20 protein-coding genes are annotated in these 19257 nt (G+C 45.5%); 10 read left to right on the plus strand and 10 right to left on the minus strand.

The features are described from left to right. Position 1: 1 nt before the first annotated feature. From BJP58_RS25405 to ssuC, 4 genes are all read right to left on the minus strand, one after another. Positions 2-901, minus strand: coding sequence for an aliphatic sulfonate ABC transporter substrate-binding protein (locus BJP58_RS25405; RefSeq protein WP_194541088.1), 900 nt, complete (start codon positions 899-901; stop codon positions 2-4). Then, entirely contained in the window at positions 898-1914 is a 1017-nt protein-coding gene (locus BJP58_RS25410; protein WP_194541089.1) for an ABC transporter substrate-binding protein, read from the minus strand. Before BJP58_RS25410 ends, BJP58_RS25405 begins: the two co-directional genes overlap by 4 nt. A gap of 118 nt (positions 1915-2032) precedes the next feature. After that, the gene (locus tag BJP58_RS25415; protein ID WP_194541090.1) at positions 2033-2830 is read right to left on the minus strand and encodes an ATP-binding cassette domain-containing protein; all 798 of its coding nucleotides are present in this window, start codon (positions 2828-2830) and stop codon (positions 2033-2035) included. A gap of 13 nt (positions 2831-2843) precedes the next feature. After that, positions 2844-3623: an aliphatic sulfonate ABC transporter permease SsuC gene (gene ssuC, locus BJP58_RS25420; RefSeq protein WP_194541091.1), complete on the minus strand. Its 780-nt coding sequence runs from the start codon at positions 3621-3623 to the stop codon at positions 2844-2846. Positions 3624-3982: 359 nt separating this feature from the next. On the opposite strand from ssuC, the gene BJP58_RS25425 reads away from it, so the two are divergent. Next, a complete protein-coding gene (locus BJP58_RS25425; protein ID WP_194541092.1) occupies positions 3983-4717 on the plus strand; it encodes an SMI1/KNR4 family protein in 735 nt (244 codons plus the stop codon). Positions 4718-5057: 340 nt separating this feature from the next. After that, positions 5058-5717 (plus strand): hypothetical protein, encoded by a 660-nt coding sequence (locus BJP58_RS25430; RefSeq protein WP_194541093.1) that lies wholly within the window; start codon positions 5058-5060, stop codon positions 5715-5717. A 24-nt stretch (positions 5718-5741) separates the two neighbouring features. On the opposite strand, the gene BJP58_RS25435 is transcribed toward BJP58_RS25430, so the two are convergent. From BJP58_RS25435 to BJP58_RS25445, 3 genes are all read right to left on the minus strand, one after another. Further along, positions 5742-6611 (minus strand): helix-turn-helix transcriptional regulator, encoded by an 870-nt coding sequence (locus tag BJP58_RS25435; protein ID WP_194541094.1) that lies wholly within the window; start codon positions 6609-6611, stop codon positions 5742-5744. A gap of 222 nt (positions 6612-6833) precedes the next feature. Further along, the gene (locus BJP58_RS25440; protein WP_194541095.1) at positions 6834-7310 is read right to left on the minus strand and encodes a small multi-drug export protein; all 477 of its coding nucleotides are present in this window, start codon (positions 7308-7310) and stop codon (positions 6834-6836) included. A gap of 32 nt (positions 7311-7342) precedes the next feature. Continuing rightward, positions 7343-8071: a MerR family transcriptional regulator gene (locus BJP58_RS25445; RefSeq protein WP_194541096.1), complete on the minus strand. Its 729-nt coding sequence runs from the start codon at positions 8069-8071 to the stop codon at positions 7343-7345. Positions 8072-8490: 419 nt separating this feature from the next. On the opposite strand from BJP58_RS25445, the gene BJP58_RS25450 reads away from it, so the two are divergent. Then, the gene (locus BJP58_RS25450) at positions 8491-8916 is read left to right on the plus strand and encodes a DUF6157 family protein (RefSeq protein ID WP_194541097.1); all 426 of its coding nucleotides are present in this window, start codon (positions 8491-8493) and stop codon (positions 8914-8916) included. A gap of 133 nt (positions 8917-9049) precedes the next feature. Here BJP58_RS25450 and BJP58_RS25455 read toward each other — a convergent pair whose 3' ends face one another. Continuing rightward, complete coding sequence (locus BJP58_RS25455; protein WP_194545056.1) at positions 9050-10072, minus strand: zinc-binding alcohol dehydrogenase family protein; 1023 nt, start codon at positions 10070-10072, stop codon at positions 9050-9052. 149 nt (positions 10073-10221) lie between these two features. Here BJP58_RS25455 and BJP58_RS25460 point away from each other — a divergent pair, with 149 nt between their 5' ends. Beyond that, positions 10222-10599 (plus strand): winged helix-turn-helix transcriptional regulator, encoded by a 378-nt coding sequence (locus tag BJP58_RS25460; protein WP_194545057.1) that lies wholly within the window; start codon positions 10222-10224, stop codon positions 10597-10599. A gap of 159 nt (positions 10600-10758) precedes the next feature. On the opposite strand, the gene BJP58_RS25465 is transcribed toward BJP58_RS25460, so the two are convergent. Continuing rightward, the gene (locus tag BJP58_RS25465; RefSeq protein WP_113060800.1) at positions 10759-12111 is read right to left on the minus strand and encodes a uracil-xanthine permease family protein; all 1353 of its coding nucleotides are present in this window, start codon (positions 12109-12111) and stop codon (positions 10759-10761) included. 57 nt (positions 12112-12168) lie between these two features. Next, positions 12169-13533, minus strand: a complete 1365-nt coding sequence (gene guaD, locus BJP58_RS25470) for a guanine deaminase (protein ID WP_194541098.1) — start codon at positions 13531-13533, stop codon at positions 12169-12171. Between the two features lie 256 nt (positions 13534-13789). Between guaD and BJP58_RS25475 the strand changes: the two genes are divergently transcribed. From BJP58_RS25475 to BJP58_RS25500, 6 genes are all read left to right on the plus strand, one after another. After that, a complete protein-coding gene (locus BJP58_RS25475) occupies positions 13790-13960 on the plus strand; it encodes a hypothetical protein (RefSeq protein WP_194541099.1) in 171 nt (56 codons plus the stop codon). A gap of 31 nt (positions 13961-13991) precedes the next feature. Further along, positions 13992-14432, plus strand: a complete 441-nt coding sequence (locus tag BJP58_RS25480) for a YhfM domain-containing protein (RefSeq protein WP_194541100.1) — start codon at positions 13992-13994, stop codon at positions 14430-14432. Between the two features lie 181 nt (positions 14433-14613). Beyond that, positions 14614-15366 (plus strand): superoxide dismutase family protein, encoded by a 753-nt coding sequence (locus BJP58_RS25485; protein ID WP_194541101.1) that lies wholly within the window; start codon positions 14614-14616, stop codon positions 15364-15366. Positions 15367-15514: 148 nt separating this feature from the next. Beyond that, positions 15515-15982, plus strand: coding sequence for a hypothetical protein (locus BJP58_RS34285; protein WP_442953939.1), 468 nt, complete (start codon positions 15515-15517; stop codon positions 15980-15982). Between the two features lie 270 nt (positions 15983-16252). Continuing rightward, positions 16253-16660 (plus strand): contact-dependent growth inhibition system immunity protein, encoded by a 408-nt coding sequence (locus BJP58_RS25495; RefSeq protein WP_194541102.1) that lies wholly within the window; start codon positions 16253-16255, stop codon positions 16658-16660. 513 nt (positions 16661-17173) lie between these two features. Further along, entirely contained in the window at positions 17174-19162 is a 1989-nt protein-coding gene (locus tag BJP58_RS25500; protein WP_194541103.1) for a DUF2207 domain-containing protein, read from the plus strand. Positions 19163-19257: the final 95 nt, after the last annotated feature.

Below are 19257 nucleotides of genomic sequence, written 5' to 3' on the forward strand. Positions count from 1 at the left end.
GCTACTCCCCTCCAATTTCTACGGGGACAGGTAAAACCGCCTCTGAAACGACTATTTCTTTGGGCAAAATATGCTGTCGTGCTAACAGATCTGCAACCCGCTGCTGTTCAGTTATAAATTCTTCGGTAATCGGCTGCAGCCCCCAAGGTCTCCGCTGAAGCGCGGCTTCCCATGAATCCACGGAAGGCCAATGGGGCAGGTCCCGGGCAAACAGCTCTGCCGCTTCGCGCGTATTTTCCTGAATCCAACCATCGGCCTGCTGCAGAGCTTCGACAACGGCCTTGAGCAATTGCGGCCGATTCGTCGCAAAATCTCGGCTGGCAAACCATACGGAACGATGAGAGATATGGGATTCAAGCGGCACCAGCGTACGAATGAGTCCTTCGTTATGCAGCTCCGTCAGCTGCGGATCGTTGCCGACCCAAGCCTCCACTTTCCCGGCCAGCAATGCATTCGCCCCATCATTGCCTATATCAACTCGAGCGACATCATCATAAAGAAGGCCTTCTTTATCTAGCGCGGTTGCCAGAAAACTCGTATGCCATGACCCTTCGGAAAGCGCAATGCGCAACCCTTTCAAATCTGCAACGGATTGCACCGGCGTTGCTTTGCGAACGACCAATGCTCCGCTAGCTGTACGAGGATTAGATACCGCAACGTACACAATATCGATATCCGAAGCCTGCGCGGTTAACGGCGGCGTAGACCCTGTACCTCCAAAGTCGATCTCTCCGGAAGCAATACGCAGTGGCGTCTTCGCTCCATCGTTGTAGTCGACCCAGGCAACGGATGCGTTATGGTCTTTAAGAATCTCTTCTAAAAAGCCTAAGCGGCGCAATACGAATAACGAATGATTATTGGGATGAACGCCGATGGTTACGTCTGCTTTACTTTGAGTCATGTGAGGGACACTCCTTTGGCAATGTTATATTCAGCCGCGGCTAACGGTTCTGGAAGAATCCAGTCCCATACGTTTACGGGATTCGGGAGGAAACCATGCTCGAACAGGAACCTGCTCTGGGCATCAAGCGCTGTTAAATAGTCTTCGCGTAGTGCCGGTCGAAGCGAAATATTGCGATAAGCGGATGCTACATATTCGGATGAAGCGCCGGTTTCCTTCGTAACGATCCGAATGAAATCATCGGGATGATCTTTGGACCAATCCGCGGCGCGAAGCAGAGAAGTGAGAATCTGTTCTACAACATGTTCCTGCTCCGTCAGTGCCGTATCGACCGTCACGGTTCGGGGCACGCCATTGTTGACTCGCACCAGCGGATCCGGATGGAACCCGAGCTCGATCACTTCCTTTAGGGCGGCCGTACGAGCGGCCTCAAGCCCGGTAGCTCCTTTGACAAAAACGGCATCGATCTCGCGCCGCTGCAGCGCCTCGATTTCGGTATTCCATGAATCCCTTCTTCCTTCATGAACCGCCTCAAGATGAACGATGTTGACATCATCCAGCGTAAGATTCGCCAGCGAGAGCGCATTATGAAAACCGCGAAGCGCTTGGGCCGCTCGAAAATCAATCTCTAAATAACGATGACGAGGAATCCCGATTCGTTTTCCACGCAAATCGCCAGGCTCCTGAATATCCGAGTCAGGGAGGGTAATGATGGCTTGATATTCATCGACCCAGCTTAGTCCGATCAGCCGCGTATCGCTCCCGGTGGAGCGCGCCCATAAAGCCGGAATGTTCCCTCCTTCTCGCACCAGGAAAGGCAAGGTGTGATTAAAATGCGCATGAGGCAAAGCGTGATTGGCGTTTCTTGTTAGTTCCGCCGCCGTACATCCGGACTTTTCAAGCTCCTGTTGAAGAAGTCCGAGGTCAAGGGCCAAACTGGCTGCTGTCGGAACCGGGCAGCGTGTAATCCTGATTTCCTTAACGATTTCTTGCGGGTTATCGATGTTAGGCATGCTTCAGGGCTCCTTTCTTTTTTCGGTTTCACGTCCGGTCATACGCTCGCTTGTGATCCACCTCCTTCAAGAAATGGTGTTTTGGCAATCCCCTCCCAAGCGGGATGGTGTTAGAAACCTATGACCCTTTCTTTAAGGGATAGGGGAGATCTTCTGCTTCATGTCGGCTTGCCGTTTCGGTTATGCCCATGACCCGTTTCAGGATGTGATCGATGAATGCTGCCACTTCGGCATTTCCCCGTTGACGGGGGCGCGGGAAAGGGACGGCTCGATCCATCGCGATACGGCCTTCTTCAATGAGCACCACGCGGTCGGCCAAAACGACAGCCTCTTCGACATCGTGTGTAATCAAGACGGTCGTGAATTGCTGCTGCTGCCACAGCGATTCGATTAATTGCTGCATTTCAATGCGGGTCAATGCATCGAGCGCTCCTAAAGGTTCATCGAGCAGCAATAATTTTGGCTGGCTGGCGAGCGCTCTTGCTAAGGCGACTCGTTGTTTCTGGCCGCCGGACAGCACGGACGGCCATTCATTGGCCCGCGCACTCAGCCCAACCTGCTCTAAAGCGGCTTCGGCTTTATGACGGTCTTCTTTTCGAAGTCCGATCGCTACATTATCGATGACCTTATTCCAAGGCAGCAGCCTCGCATCTTGAAACATCATCCGAGTTTCGGGATGTACTTGCTGAACCGGATGGTCATTGATCCATATGTCTCCTGACGTGGATGGTTCCAATCCGGCGATCACGCGCAATAGCGTGCTTTTCCCGCAGCCGCTTCGCCCGATGATGGCAATGAACTCTCCTGGCTTCACGTCCAGCTCAATGCCTTGAAGTACAGGTTGTTCACCAAAGCTTTTCTGTAATCTTGCTGTACGAAGATGTACACCATGGGTTGAGGAATTCAGGGTCGACACATCCTTTCAGTGCTTACTTTTGATAGTTCGGGTTCCATTGTAAGAACCGCTTCTCTAAGAGCTTAGCGATGGAATCGGCCAGCTTTCCAAATAAGGCATACAGCAAAATGGTCAGCAGAATGATATCGGTTTGCATGTATTCTCTTGCATTCATCGCCAGAAAGCCGATGCCCGAATTCGTAGCGATCGTTTCGGATACGATTAGGGTCAACCACATGATGCCTAAGGCGTAGCGTAGTCCGACTAGAATGGAAGGCAGTGCGCCAGGCAGAACGACTCTCCAAAAGAGCGAAGCGGAGCGCAGCCCGTATACGTTCCCCATTTCAATCAACCCGTTGTCCACGGAGCGGATGCCGTGCAGGGTATTGATGTAGACCGGGAATAACACGCCGATCGCGACCAAAAATATTTTCGACTCCTCGCCAATGCCAAACCATAGAACGACTAGCGGAATCATCGCCAGATGAGGAACATTGCGTACCATTTGAATCGTGGTATCTAACAATTTTTCAGCGATGGAGGATAAGCCGTTCATAAAGCCAAGTACAAGACCGATCCCCCCGCCGATTAAGAAACCAATGAACGCTCTTTGAAAGCTGATCGAGATATGATCGATTAATTCTCCTGACAACAGCAACTCCCTGAAAGAAAATAAAACGTCTTGAGGCAGGGGGAGGATTTTCCTCGATATCACATCAAGATTGGATAAGATGGACCACAGAACGATTAGTAAGATGGGGAGAACCCAAGGCAAACATTTTCCGATCAATGGATTGGAAAGAAACTTTCTCATCACTTCAACTTCACCTAGCTTTCAAAAATAGGATGATCAACAATAAAAGGCCACAACGCCAGCAGAATATCCTGCTGAAGCTGTGACCTCCATTTGAATGGTCGGTATCTTAATGATTAATAATTCCTATGAGTTTAATATGGATTCGATTATACTTCCCGATTTTGGTTTCGTCAACCGGAATTTCGAACGTATTCACGCTATGAAAGTGGAAAGAGCTTGAGCTACTAAAGCGGGGCTCGGTACCATTTGTAATAGGCCCGAAATGACGTTCTATTCCTGGGCACAACCTCAAATCTGCAGTATATTTAGAGAAGTAGATGATACCCAGACGCATCACGAGGAGGTTCACGCAATTAATGGAAGCAAATATAGAAACACTTCTCCGTATATTGGGAGAGCATCATAAAGAGGCCCACGGCATTTCGGAAGCGGGCATTCAGGCTAAAGAACAAAGCCTGGGCTTTTCGTTGCCGACAGAATTGCGGGATTATTATATGGTTTTGGGACGATCCCCGTATATCACCCAAGGGTGCAATAACCAATATGAACCGCTCCAGCTGCAGGACGTGTTCATTCCGGATGATACTTTTTTTACGACAGACAAGGCGTTTCTGGTCTTCTATCAAGTAGAGGAGTCCGTGATCTATTGCGGGATCCGTATTCAGGATCTGGAGGAGGAAGATCCAACGGTCTATTTGTGTGCGTGGAACTTTCCCGACTGGCAGCTGGAAAATCGATCGCTTCAACGTTTTCTCGCTGGCAAGGCACTCGTTCAGTTAGGAGTTGAGGATCGGCTGCCGTATTGGGCCATTTTTGATGAGAGCTTGTGGGACTTATCCGACTACCGTAGATGTATGGGTTTGGAGCGGGAGCATGAGATCGATGAGGGGGCGGAGCTGAACGCATGGAAAATTTACGTAAAGGACGATGTGTTGATCGTATTTGAACTCGACGTATCCGAAGAAGAGACGGATGAACTGTTGGCCGTATATCTGGCGTCCTTTCAGCGAGCAAGTATGGAGAAGCTGCTGAGCGAGATGGGGAAAGTAACCAACTTGCCTGCATTTCGAACGAATTTGTCAGCACAGTGACAGGTTGATGGAGCGAGTACCACAAAGTAACTGCGAATGGTTGATATGGTTATGGTCCAATAGATTGAACGGGGGAAATATATTGTAGATTCGTTTGCATCTCGAGAGAGGTGCTTTTTTTCGTTATAGGGTTCCTTACGATTTCTTCACTAATTACAGCAAGATCTGAAAAGTAAGGGGAGGCTATATTTGTTAAGTTATATTCGACAAACAGATTAAGGAAGGGGCTGTAGCAAAGAAATTTCAAAATATCCTCGTTGGATGGTTAGAGTCGAAAACCTGTCATGTCGAGAAAGATGTGGCGATCATGTGATTAATATCTAGAAGTGGAGGAATCAACGTGAATATAGAGCTCAATACAGAGGTAAGTAAATCAATAATAACGGCACATGTTCTCAACCGGTGGTCAGGATTCATGGCAATAATAGCGGGGATTCTATATATCGTCATTCAATTTATCCATCCGACAGATGATATCTCTTCTGTGCACACAAACTCTTGGGTAGTGGTGGCATGCCTGACTATGGCTATGTCGTTCTTTAACCTGATCGGAATTACGGGATTCTATGTACGCCAAGCGAAAGAAGCGGGGTGGCTTGGCTTGATCGGTTTCCTTTTATTCAATCTGTTCTGGTTAATCTCATTAATCTTTAGTTTCATCGAAGCATTCGTTTTGCCGTTGTTGACAAGTGATGCTGATAAGTTTGTGGTAGGAATGGTTGGGCTCTTTGGAGGAACAGTCAGCGAGGTTCATCTGGGGATCTTCCCAATATTAGCACCGCTCGCGGGCGTATTGTATATGCTAGGAGGTCTCCTGCTAGGCATCGCCGCATTACGTGCCAGAGTCTTCCCCCGCCCAGCAGCAATTCTGCTGGCTTTCGCTGCTGTAGTGACCTTTGCCGCTGCAATTATTCCCCATCCGTTTGATCGGGCATTGGCGATACCGATGGGCGTTGCTCTGATATGGATCGGATATATTATTTGGTCGGAACGTAAGTAAGCATCGAATTAGAGATGTGCAACATTAAATGTCCAGATCGTCAGGAAGTTTCTTGATGGGGGCATAGATATGGTAGGCTGAATCCAGATTGTGGACGTCATTAAAAACTTGGATAAGTTCAATATCCGATTGATCGGACTCTTGCTTGGAAATCTTTAAGAATCTTGCATAGTCTGTTTTGAGCACTTCTCCAATATCAAGCAGGTCACCAAAATAGTTGAACCTCGCACAAAAAATAGTCGGTACATCAATCGTGAAATAAAAGGGTTTATGAATTTGAATGTCACTTGGGATTCCGAACAGCACTTTGAACCGGGTTGAATTGGGTTGACAGTTTGAATAAATGACAAAACAAGAACCATTTATGTTCTCATCAATATGATTCAGCAGCATTGTTGAATGGGAGTGAATCTTCTGCTTGTAATCATCGGTGGCTAGGTCTACTTCAAAGGCAATCCCGCTGATTCGGGTCTCTTTGAACTCTGTCAGTGTGAAGTCCGTGACGATATCACCATGAATATTTTTAAATGGTCTTTTAACTACAGTAGGTATTGGAGTCGGAGTGATTGGTTTAAACCCTGCTCTTAGCGAACTTGGAGCTACGCCGTAATGTTGTTTGAATGCCCGGGTGAATGAGGCCTGCGTACCAAAGGCTAACTGGTAAGCAATATCGGTTAATGACAAGTTGTTGTTATAAATGAGTGATAAAGCGGCATTCAATCTTCTAGATAGGATGTACTGATTTAAGGAACAGCCCATCATGGCAGAAAAAAGCCTATGAAAATAATATTTAGACATATTGAAAGTAAGCGCAACGGATGACACGGATAAAGGTGTTTCTAAATTTTCCTCAATATGAATCAATGCTTGTTCTATTATCCTGTGATGGTTCATACGAACTCCCTTGTCACGCTCTAATTTTTTGTGCTAAGTATACCACACGCGTTATACCGCTTAGAAGGCAATTCGCAATCTACTAACCAAGTATGTCATAAGCTAACTGGAAACGAAGTTTAATAAAAATAGCGGCCGACCAAGATTTATTTCTGACATCTTAGTAGCCGCTTTTTCATTAATTTGTCTTCAAATGCTCCTCAAGATATAACGATGAATCATCTATCTAAGCAAGTACTCTCTCCCAAAATGAATAAGCAGCCCAGACCCTACCGCCCACAAGATAATACTAATGGTCTGCCAAATGATGATATTTTTCTTATCCGCATTGGCCATCGTGCAAATTAATGCGCCTATATGGTTAGCCCCAATGATCGGCCCTAATAGGGAAATGCCAGGAACGCCATATCGATTGAAATACACTTTACCTTTTTGAAAACGTCGATAAACAAAACTATCGCTTCTATCATTGAAAAATCTGGATTTGATCCATGAAGAGGAAATGATTACGGTCAAGACCGAAAGCCAGTTGCCCAAGATGGCCAGAACAGCAATTGGAATGAACGGGAGCTTCAGCAGCACTCCCACAGGCACCGCTACATGAGCCTCGAGGAAAGGGATAAACGAGATTGCGAACACAGCTATAAATTGATAAAGAACTGGAATATGCTCTACTTTTTGCAAAATATCTTGTATCAATGTATTCCCACCTTAATGATGATATGGATGTATTACTCCGACTCCGACATCATGCGCATGGCATCCTTGATGAAGACTTTTTCCTCATCGGTAAATGGATCCAATATATTGAATGTTTCAGCCTCGGGAGCATCTTCTTGAAGCTTTGCCATCTTGATTAGTGTTTGTTTATGGAGAAACATCAATCTCCTCATACATTCTAGCGCTTCTTCAGATTCAGGACTTGTCTTGGACATGACTAAGTGTCTAATTCTTGAGAATAAGCTATAGTACTCTTGGTCGAGCTTGAATCGCTCTGGATCTCGAAAGTTATAGATTTTATACAGGTTCCGTTTGTTTTCATCCAGATTCTCTTCTTCCCAAAGGATGGAGTGCATAATAAAGCAAAAGGATCTGATATCCACTGAGTTTTCATTTGAAATGATCATATCCATATGATTTAATTGGTCGATCATATCCTGTATTCTTTCTAGCTCCGCAGTGAGCTGTTTTCTTTTGAATTGTATCGTGCTTTTGATCTGCTCTTGTTCGATATGGGCATACTGCAATATGTTCGCAATATCCTTCAGCGAAAAACCTATGAATTTCAATGCCTGAATCTGTTGGAGACGTACCAAGTCATCCCTACTGTACAGCCGGTGTCCGCCATCCTTGTAATCGCTGGGTGTTAACAAGCCGATTTTGTCGTAGTATCTTAACGTTCTGACCGATTCGCCAGTGTGGTTCGATAATTGTCCGATAGTCATCATTTGATCTAACATTTTAGCGCCTCATTTCGATGGATCTCTTTATTTTTGATGTAAGGTATTGCCGGATAATGATAAGGTTTCTGAAGAGCGATGCAAAACATAGCATACAATATGATGAAGGTTTCAATCATTAAAAACGTATACTTAAACCACTGGGGCAACCCTAGAACCAGAGAAGTCCCAAGCATGATTTGTACCGTCATTTTTTCTTTTCTTGTGGTTAATTTCATTCTCGTCACCTTTCGTATAAGAAGTCTGAATCATATCTTAAAAGGTGACGCGGGTAGAGGTTCAAGCATTTTTTTAATGGGGGGAATAAGAAAAGACGGCGATAATGACTGACCGATTCTGTCAGGGATAGAGGGTTATAATTAGTTTTAAATAAGTCGATGTGTTATGAGCGTGCTATATATTGTTTAGGAGGAACGATAATGGATTGGAATTACTACGATACATTTATTACCGTTGCTGCAGATTGCCCTGTTGAGACTGGAACGCAGCCGCCGGACAAGAAAGATGGAAAAACCAAGCCGGGCATCGAGTTTGAGTTAATCACGAATAATCCGTACGCCTATACCCAGGAGGAGCTCTTGTACGAAGTGCATATCCGGCACAAAAACATTCCGGAGACGGAGTTAGCCGAGAGAGGGAGCCAGATTCGAGACGAGTTTTTTAGGAAGCCGCAACCATGCTTGAGAGCATCGATGCTCCCGAAGAAATACGGGTGGGGGATTCATTTCAATGCGAAGGGGCAAATCGCGATCGTTCCGGTGGAATCCCCCGACTATCGGCGCTTCGTGGAAGGAGCCAACGGGAAGGTGAAGCTGCTCGCCGCCATGAGAAACAAGAAGAAGTGAGTGCAATCATAGGTTCAGTAGACACAATTACGCTAATATGAACAATCGTTGAATCAAAAAAAGCAGGCAAAACTGGAATCCAGTTTTGGACTGCTTTTTTTGGACTTTTATGATTTTGATCCGTGTAAATGAATTATTCGAAATGTTCGATAACAACTTTCCCAACCATTTTCCCGGATTCAACCATTCCATGGGCTTTTTTTAGATTTTCAGCATTAATCGGTCTAAGTACGTCGGTTAGGGTCGTTACTATTCTTTTTTGATCGATAAATTCTGATAAGGCAGAAAGTAATTGATGTTGTTCTTGCATGTCTTCTGTTTGAAACATGGCTCTCGTAAACATAAATTCCCAAACAAAGGTAGCACTTTTACTCTTGAGTACATTTAAATCTTGTTTCTCAGCTGTTTCAACAATCGAACAAATTTTGCCTTGTGGAAGTATAGAAGCCGCAATTTGATCCCAGTGTTGATCCGTATTATTTAAACAAAAGATATAATCAACACCTTTCAAGTTGATTTCTTCCAATTGTTCAACAAAAGGTTTATAGTGATTAATCACATAGTCCGAACCAAGTTTTTTGCACCAATTTATTGATTCTTGTCGGGAAGCTGTTGAGATAACCGTTAATCCTGCTAACTTTGCCAGTTGAATAGCTATAGAACCTACTCCACCTGCGCCACCTATAATTAAAATAGAACGTTCTTTATTTTTTTGTGTATTGTTCAAGTCGATACCTAATCGTTCAAATAATCCTTCCCAAGCGGTTATGGCGGTTAAAGGTAATGCAGCTGCTTGTGCATCATTAAGTGTTTCAGGTTTCTTACCAACGATTCTTTCATCTACTAAATGATATTCGCTATATGTTCCTGGTCTAGTAATACTTCCTGCATAATAAACCTGGTCACCTGGTTTGAATAATTTACAATCTTCCCCAACTTCTTCTACAATACCTGAGGCGTCCCATCCAAGAATCTTTGGTGTTTCCTCTTGTTTATCTTTAGGCGCCCTTACTTTCACATCAACCGGATTAATCGAGATTGCATTGACTTTAACTAAAATATCGCGTCCTTCCGCTTTTGGCTTCGGTATTGTAATATCGATCAGACTTTCTGAATGATGAATGGGAAGGTATTTATACAATCCTACGGCTTTCATTTCCACCATATGATATCTCTCCTTTATTTTAAGATCATTTCAAAATGATAAGTACAGTTATAATATAGGTGATAATAATATAAAAAATAAGTACGCACATTAATGTTGTATAGTAACATTATGTATACTGTAAAAAGAGGTGTGTCATGATGCGCAATCGAAAAAGTGGTTACGGAAAGTGTACGGATGGTCTTCAGCATGCTTGCCCCGTAGAGGTTACGTTAGATGTAATTGGGGGTAAATGGAAGGGTGTCATTATTTATCATTTACTTAACGATACGCGTAGATTTAATGAGTTTAGACGATTGGTTCCAGGGATTTCTCAGCGGATGTTGACTTTACAATTGAGAGAGCTTGAAAATGATGGGATTATTCATAGAGAAGTGTATAATGTCATTCCTCCAAAAGTAGAATATTCCTTAACACAATTTGGCCAGACATTGTCCAACATCATTATCCAGATGAGAGAGTGGGGTGAAATATACGCTGAGCAAGTACAAACGCAAAAAACGAAAACATCAATATAGTTACAGTCGAGGTATCTAGCAAAGTTAAAATCATACTCTCAAAATAGAAAAAACGCTGTGCTTATCGTAAGAAGCTTACGAGAAGCATAGCGTTTTTCATGAATTCTATTATTTCAAATGTAGGGCTCCGTCAAAAAGTGCCCTGCCTCGCTCTACAACTTACTTCGCACTAGGCAGCAATTTATTCAACAAGATCGCTGCAAGCGAAGCAGCCAGAATCGGTGATCCGAGTAAATACTGCACGAACGTAGGCAGTGTGTACAAGAAATCTTTAGGAATGAGCACTAACGCTAACGTCAAAATCATCGGAATAGCAATAATGTACATTTCTTTTTCCCCGATTTTCACGTTCTTCATGACCTGGATCCCGTTAATCGAGATGATGCCGCAGACGATGGCGAATACGCCGCCGATGACCGCGGTTGGGATCGAGGAGATCAGCGCGGCCAATTTGCCGGAACAGCCGAAGAGGACAAACCATCCGCCTACCGCCAGGAAGACCCGGCGACTGGCCACACCCGTGATGGAGATAATGCCTGCATTCGTGGAATAGCCGGTAACCGGCGTGGAGCCGAGTCCTGAAGCAATCAGGCAGCTGATCCCTTCGCCAATCACCCCTCGGTTAATGTTCTTATCCGTTAACGGTTTATCGATGACGTTACTGATGGCAAACCATGTACCCGTTGTTTCCGCCAGCAGTACGAGGTAAATGATGACCATGGTGATGATCGCCGAGAAGTCGAACGAAAAGCCAAAATCCTTAAACGGAATCTGCGGCATGCTGAACCACTTGGCGTTTGCAACAGCGCTGAAATCCAGCACACCCATAAAGTTGGCGGAGATACATCCGATAATTAATGCGACCATCACGGACGTAACGCGGAATATCGCGCCTCTTGTTCGGAACAGAGAACCCAGGATGACGAACAGGATGAGTGCAGCCGCTGAGATCAGGGCCAGCAGCACATTCTGATTGATGGTGGCGTCCGTGGCGCCGTAGATATTGTCTCGAATCGCAACAGGCAATAACGACAGACCGACAATGAAGATGATCGTGCCCCCGACAATGGGCGGGATGAAGGATTTAACGATTTTATTGAAAACTCCCGTATATCCCAAAATAATGACGAGGATCGCGCCAATCAAGCTCGCGCCCAGCACGGAACTCCAACCCATCTCTCCACCGCCGCTGGCGGCATATATGGCGACAATCGCGCCGAGTGGAACATAGGATGGGCCCTGCGCCATCGGCAGCTTCATACAGAAATACGTTTGCACGATCGTGGCAAGCCCTGCCGCAATAAACGTGGATTGAATCAATGCGCTGGACTGATTGGGCGCTAAGCCGATTAACATGGCAATCAGGAAAGGAACGACATAGACGTCCATCGCGACGACATGCTGTAAACCGAGAATGGCGGATTTCCCGAATGATATTTTGCCGTCGGGAGGTACCGTTAAATGCTGTGACTTCGTTTGCTCGTCATTTTGCTTGTCTGCTTGTGTATTCACTCCGCTGGACACCTCGAATGTTAGGATGAATTGCTTTTTGAACAACCTCTATCTTTCTTAACGCGTATGAACCTTTTCCCCTTGTACCCACACCTCGCGGATATGCTCAGGACGTGCCAGATACATGATCTTCTGAAAAATATCTTGTGTGTCTTCATTCTCATCGAAAATCGGCAGCTTGGCGGATGGAAGTCTCGTATCGATCACCTGCACATCCCATGCGTAGTTTTCTTGTATGCGGCCAATCGGCAGGCTCAGACTTTCACCGCCTCCGGCCGTGGCCAGATAGAATGCCTCATGGACCGTAATCCGCGACTCGGGCACGCCGCGAGCTTCCGCAGGAAGGGAGGTGTTCACGCCATCTTCCAGCATCCTCGAGGACATTACGGCCTGTCTTATATTATCGAAGAGACTCGGTGAGAAGCCGCCGGATAGATCCGAGCCTAAACCGATCTCGACATTGTTGGCGTGGAAGCGGGCGACCGGGATGACGCTGTTGGCGAAATACGCGTTGGATATCGGGCAATGCGCGATCGCGGTGCCGGTGTCAGCGAACAATTCGGCATCCTGATCATCGAGAAAATTACAATGAGCCATGACCGATTTATCGCGCAGCAGGCCAAAATCATGCAGGGCAAACGCATCGTTTTTCTGGAACCGGTCCTTCACATACCCGTGCGCCCAATCGCTTTCGCTGCAATGGGACTGCACATACGTGTCGTATTTGGCTGCCAGCTCGCCTAGCCCCTTCAGCCCCTCATCGGTGCAGCTTGGAATAAAGCGTGGGGTCACGACGGGATACACGCCTTGTTTGGTGGTCTTGGCGAGTTCCTGTACAGCGATAATAAATTCCTCCGTATCCGCCAGTGCCGTGGATGTGTCCGCATCGCGGTAGTAATCCGGATTCTGCTCGGGATCGTCCATGACAACCTTTCCGACAAGTCCGCGCTGGCCTTTGTTCGCACAGATTTGGGCTAACAACAAGCTGGCTTCTTTATGCACCGTGGCAAAATAAAGCGCCGTCGTTGTTCCGTTGGCCAGCAGGGTACTTACCACATCGTCGTAAACCTGTTGCGCAAACGCCAGATCGGAGAATTTGGATTCCAGCGGGAACGTATACGTATTCAGCCAATCGTAGAGTGGAATGTCCAATGCGGTTCCGGATTGAGCCCATTGCGGGGCATGAACGTGCAAATCGACAAAGCCAGGCAGGAAATACTGTCCTTCCTCTAGTCGGTGAAAGCTGTCCGTGCCTTGATACGTATCCAGCAAGGATTGATAGTCGGCGTCTTCCGGTGCCACGACTCGCTCAATCATGCCGCCCGTGTTGATGCAGTAAAGATAGTCTCTCAATACTTGAATTTCTTTGGGAGATTTGCTTGAAAAAGAAGTCCCTTGAAATAATAACATATATTTACTCATTTTTACCGCCTTAATGTTCGTTTTTTGGAGCGCTTTTGTCATTATAGTCCGTTAAAAAAGAGATGTCCATAGTTTAAAGGCGAATAGATATGAGCTTGAGTTATTAACGAAGACTCCATAGTGATGACAGGTCAGGAACACGATTGAGATCATTCGGAGTTACCCGGGGGATACAGGGAGGCTTCTTCATGAGAGATAACGTCCGCAGCCTTTTTTGTATAGAGAAAAGGATATCAGTCGGCCCCTACAGAATAACTTGAAGCTGCAATCATTTTTGAGACTTGAAGAGGCCCGGCGCAGGCTGGAGTACCGGATCTTGGACAGTCTTGGACTGAACAAGGAACGAATGAACAACTCCCATTATGATCAAGAGACGTACAGAACCATGCTGAGGAACAAGCTGAAGCTTCATGGGGTCATCCAATAATACTATTTTGTGAAGAAGGAAGGACGATTTGATGAAGCACTTTTTAACGATCATGCTGCTCTATATGGCGGCTCTATTAACAGGCTGCGATAAGGAACCCGGCTGGGAAACGATGCAGCTGCTGGACGAGAAGGTTGTCGAAATTCGGATTTCGGCATTTGAGTCATGGGACGAGATGAACGGGGATACACTGGTTTCTTTCAAGGAGGCGAAGGCTGTAAGCGCATTTGAGGAAGCGATCCGTACGGCTCGCAAGCAACCAGATGCTGCCAAACGAACAGACCCGGATTACGACGTGATGGTTATCTATGATCAGCAATCCCCGATTCACGCCATTAAGCTGTGGTTGGGGGAAGAGGGTCAGGAAAGTGTGTTTAGCTACGGTTTCAAAGATTGGGGAGAAGATGTATATGTGGTTTCCGCCAAACATACGGATCGGATGAGAGAACTCATTTTGCAAGAGGGGCATTAACGCCGTAGCGGAGGGAATCTCTTTTTTATGTTCAGTAGCTGGAGATGATATAAAAGCCAGTTTAGTAGGTTATTCAATCCGTATATCTGTCTTGGGGCTCATATCCCATAAAATAACGACTTAGACGTATAAAATCAGGGGATTGGGAGATGAATGAATACATCATTCAGGAGGCGATGAAGTGAAGAAGAAGACCAACAAGTTAAAATATATGGCTGGAGCATTTCTTGCCGGAGCCCTGCTGTTTACAGGTATTTTGTTCGCTGCTGGGAATCCCGAAGGAACTTTAGCTGCGATTAAACACACGATGTCTAAAATAAGCTACTACGTGAACGGCAAGGATAACTCCACCGCTGACGGACCATTTGCGCAACAAGGGACGGCGGCCTCGGATTCCGAGACTCCTACCGGCAGCAGCGATGTACCCGCTCGCATGGTTTCGGATCCGGTTAATCAACCCGTGTTCTGGGACCAGGCTTTCAGGAAGGAATCTCTGGGGCATCTTGAAGTCCAGCTGTACAATGCGGCGGGGGAGTCTGCCGGTTCCGCTATCTTGGAGCAGATCAATGACGGGGTGAAGGTGAAGATCACAGCATCGGGCCTTACACCAGGCAAGCATGGGTTCCATGTACATGAGAACACGATCAAAGATAGGGATTTCAAGTCTGCCGGTGGGCATTTTAATCCGACCGACAAGCATCATGGACTCAAGCATCCACAAGGAAGCCATGTTGGCGATATGCCGAATCTGGTCGTAGGCGCAGACGGCACCGTGGAAGCGGAGACGATCATTCAGCATGGCACCCTTGAAAAGAACCAGCCAAACTCAGTGCTCGGACGCTCGCTGATCATTCATGCCGACGAAGATGACGGCGTAACCGATCCATCGGGCAATTCCGGCGACCGGGTGGCCGGGGGGAATATTCCGGAGTAATCCTGCAAGCTACAGGTAACATGTGGTTTGTAGCATATGAATGTCAGTGAAAGACGCATCTCTTTAGGAGGTGCGTTTTTTTGTGATGGTTGTATGGCGGGACATGCTAGAATAGAACCATCATAAACTGCTATTGGAGGTATCTTCATTGATCATTCAACTGGGCGATTTTGAGGTGGAATCTGGACAATTGGTTGTCGCGGACCCTTGTTATGAATTGGATACGAACATTATTATCATGGGTGTGCTGGAAGCCGCATTGAGTGGAACGTGGGTAGGAGAAGTAGAGAAGGTGGAGATTCCGGACTGGGGCGAAGCCAACGCCAAGCTAACGGCTTACCATCACTCGGCAGCTGAACAGGGGGCATTCCTGGAATGGATCAAGTGTCCTTTTATAGCTGGGGTGGATAGCGGGCAGGCCGGGATTTTTGATATTCAAAAGTATACCGAATTCCTGACGCTGATGCGACATCAGATAGCTCGGATACGGATAGTGCTTGGTATCTTGCATGCTGCGACATCACCGACAGCGGAGAAGAAGCGGGTGTCCTGGATGGAGGCGTCGTATCCCGGACCGGCATTGGCGATGGTGCATATGGCGTGTATAAGGCCGTGAATGAGCAGGATCAGGTGGTTGGCGTAAAAATTGTGTTTATTAAGAGCTAGTTGAGTGTCAGTGTAACCAAATAGGAGCAAGCGCGAACAGCCATGGAAGGCATCCTTTTATGGCTGTTTTGTATTAGCGATTTAGTTACTGACGAATACTTTGGTAATAGGTTTTACAATACAACTAGCGCATTTTAAAAGCTATTGAAAAGCTATTATGCAACTTAGAGTGAGTAATCAACAAACCAAGCACACTAAAAAATTGACAGGATTGAATTAAATGAGTCAAACCATTAAAGAGATTTATTCATTGAATCCAAACAATCAGAATCATGAACCCGAGTATGCATTGGATAAATGGTACGATAGTCTAATTAATAAAACAGCGGACGAGATTGATTTGGAAGATGTTTCAAGGATGTTATCTCAGAATGTATTCATTGACCTTGGCATAAAAAGGGCGATGGAAATTTTATCGGAGGATCCGATTGCTGGGGGGTTTTATGATGGTCAATTGCTGGAGTTACTTAGTGCTGTCGATTTAGATGACTTTAAAGATTTGTCTCAGCTTAAGCTTCTTCTACAGAAGATTAATAACAATGTTTCAAATTTAGATTGGTCTAGTGAAGAAGATCAGATTGAGTATAGTGAGTTATTAACCAATTTTATGAATAAGATTAATTTGTAATCTCAATATAAGGTTGGTTTGCAGGTTACACACTTGAGAAATACGTGAAAGTTTCCAAGGTTTATTCTAATCTAAGTATGAGTTAGGAATTTGCCTTTTTGCAAGTTTGCAGGAATGATTATTTTTTAATCAATTTGCGGAAATCACTACTGGCGGCAGCAAATTTTTCTATACTATGATGGAAACGCTACAATAAGGTATCTTTATATATAGCCATTCAACTAAAGGGAAACTTAAATCTAAGAAACGGTGAAGGAAGTTTTGTGGTTGGCAGCTATATTTAATGTCGGACCAAGATCAAGCAAACGTGAAACCAATAAACTAAAAGAGGTAGCCGATTATAATGATCGGCTGCTTTTTGTTAGGTAAAAGAGCAGTAAGTTTAACACTATCCTAACATTTTGAGCATTTTAATTTTTTGCAAATAACCTTGTGATATAATGACTTTTTGCGACCAGAATTTGTGGAGTCTAGCGCCTCTAGTAAAGCTAACTGGAAAACAGGAGGTTTACTGTGAAAATAAAGATTGAACATGTGTTATTTTTGGCTGTTAGTATTGTTTTGGTTGTTATCTTAGGCGGGTGTAGCAACGACAATGAGTTAACTATTGATCAAGTGGACGTTGTGGCCAAGGTAATGGCGGACGGGGACTTATATGTGGAAGAGCTATTCACTTACACAGTACAAGGAGAGTATGAAAGAATTCCTAGATATATGGACAATTTCGGGGGAGCGAATATTGAATTTTTTGAAGCTTATGTAGCACCGAATGACCGAGAGCTCGGTAATCTTGGTTATGTTAATTTGGAGCGTTATCCGGTCTATTTAAGAACTAAATCAGGTTCTTATTACATCGAATTACAAGCTAAAGATGAAACGAGGCAGATCTATTATCGCTATAGGCTTGATCGAGAAGCTGTGAAATATGACGATCGTGGAGAGCTGGATTGGACTGTACTCAAAGATAACAGGTTTGATCATCACAACGTAACCGTTAGGGTTTATACAGAACAGCCTGCAAAAGAGAATTTATCCGGATATGCCTACGATCGCTCAAGAGGCAGCTTGACGGAAATAAACAATCGTTGGATTAGATACGAAAATGCCCTATTACCCGAAGGGGATAGTGCGAGGCTGAAGTTGTATTTCCCCCCAGAGGTGCTGACGGAGAGGGAAACAGAAGAGCCCTCAGCCTCACTCTCGGAACGACTGTTAGATGAACAGAAGCTTCAGCAGAGATTCGAAAAGCGTGAACATTTACTGAAAGCGGGTCAACATATCAGCCACTGGCTGACCTATGTAGCCATAGCGGGTATCGTCTATTATTCCCTTTCGCTGCGTAGGATCTCATCCTGGTGGAGTGGTAGGCGGATCAGCTTCGAAGATCTCGCAGCGATGGATCCAATCGATCTGATTTACCTTTTCCGGAAGGGAAAGCTCCGACTTGCAGATGGGCTGGCCGGTGTATTTTCGCTGCGCCGTAAAGGCATGGTGAGTGTTTCATTAGTGCCATCAGATATGCGATTCCAGGAAGATTCGAGAGCGCCGAAGAGGCTTCCAGAGTTTACATTCAAGGGTAATCGTACAGCCCTGAAAAAACCAGACCGTTATTTGCTTGGTTGGCTGTCTCACGGTACGACTATCCTGAACTTGGAGAGAATTTCTGGCCCTACGAAAACAGAGCGCAGAAATAAAGCGACTATGGGTAAATACATAAAGCGGATGAGAAGTCTTAAAAAGGGACTCAGCCGTTGGCAGGAGCTTGTGGAGACTGAGAATAGCAAAGGGATCATGTACAAGGAATACGCGGCGAGAAAAGTCATCATACCTGCTCTAGCTCTCATACATCTGGTTTTGCTCATCTATCTGTACATTGCAGACGTAACGCCTTGGGGATGGGTAGGAGTATTGGCCATTATTTTGGGCGGCGGACTCATATTGGCTTCTTTTCGCTGGCGCCTCAAAAGATACATCATCATCTTTTTGGTCGTTTGCTTTTTCGTTGCAGCTCCAATTTTGTATGATCCACTGGTCGACGAATACTTGAACTTCGTAATTCTTTCATTTTTATTTGTTGGTTTTTTACCCCGAGGAGCATTAGATCAGCGTTCGGCAGCTTACCTAAGCGCTATAAAGCGGTATCGACGGAAACTGGCAAGAGGCGGACATGGCAAAGGCAGGGGTGAATATGACCGTAATCGGCTTGAAAAGATGAGAGAGGATGCGCTATTGCTTGGTGTAGGAGAACGTTTTATGAGAAAGGTAAGCAAAGAAAATCCGAATTTTATTTTCTCAGAGGCTTCTTCTCTGTTCGATAAAGATGTGGATACTGCTATCGATTATGTCTTTATTCAATCTTGGAAAGGAATATCTGATGGAACATCTTCCGGGAGGAATAGCAGTAATGGTGACGGTGGAGCAGACGGAGGGAGCTCATACGACTACAGTAGTGACGGTGGCTATGATGGAGGTTCTGGAGATGGTGGTGGGGGAGGAGATTGACTAAGAAGTTATGGAATGGTTCCCTTCCCACATCACGAAAAGGGAGGAAGACCAGATGGGACTGCAGTCATTGCGGTAAATAACATCATAGGCAC

Origin of the sequence: Paenibacillus sp. JZ16 (genome assembly GCF_015326965.1) — a bacterium.
Lineage (GTDB): Bacteria > Bacillota > Bacilli > Paenibacillales > Paenibacillaceae > Paenibacillus_AQ.

Excerpts from the sequence above, each read along its gene's own strand:
- BJP58_RS25405 (WP_194541088.1), bottom strand. The coding sequence starts at position 901 with ATGACTCAAAGTAAAGCAGACGTAACCATCGGCGTTCATCCCAATAAT.
- BJP58_RS25410 (WP_194541089.1), bottom strand. The coding sequence starts at position 1,914 with ATGCCTAACATCGATAACCCGCAAGAAATCGTTAAGGAAATCAGGATT.
- ssuC (WP_194541091.1), bottom strand. The coding sequence starts at position 3,623 with ATGAGAAAGTTTCTTTCCAATCCATTGATCGGAAAATGTTTGCCTTGG.
- BJP58_RS25425 (WP_194541092.1), top strand. The coding sequence starts at position 3,983 with ATGGAAGCAAATATAGAAACACTTCTCCGTATATTGGGAGAGCATCAT.
- BJP58_RS25435 (WP_194541094.1), bottom strand. The coding sequence starts at position 6,611 with ATGAACCATCACAGGATAATAGAACAAGCATTGATTCATATTGAGGAA.
- BJP58_RS25445 (WP_194541096.1), bottom strand. The coding sequence starts at position 8,071 with ATGTTAGATCAAATGATGACTATCGGACAATTATCGAACCACACTGGC.
- BJP58_RS25450 (WP_194541097.1), top strand. The coding sequence starts at position 8,491 with ATGGATTGGAATTACTACGATACATTTATTACCGTTGCTGCAGATTGC.
- BJP58_RS25455 (WP_194545056.1), bottom strand. The coding sequence starts at position 10,072 with ATGAAAGCCGTAGGATTGTATAAATACCTTCCCATTCATCATTCAGAA.
- BJP58_RS25460 (WP_194545057.1), top strand. The coding sequence starts at position 10,222 with ATGCGCAATCGAAAAAGTGGTTACGGAAAGTGTACGGATGGTCTTCAG.
- guaD (WP_194541098.1), bottom strand. The coding sequence starts at position 13,533 with ATGAGTAAATATATGTTATTATTTCAAGGGACTTCTTTTTCAAGCAAA.
- BJP58_RS25480 (WP_194541100.1), top strand. The coding sequence starts at position 13,992 with ATGAAGCACTTTTTAACGATCATGCTGCTCTATATGGCGGCTCTATTA.
- BJP58_RS25495 (WP_194541102.1), top strand. The coding sequence starts at position 16,253 with ATGAGTCAAACCATTAAAGAGATTTATTCATTGAATCCAAACAATCAG.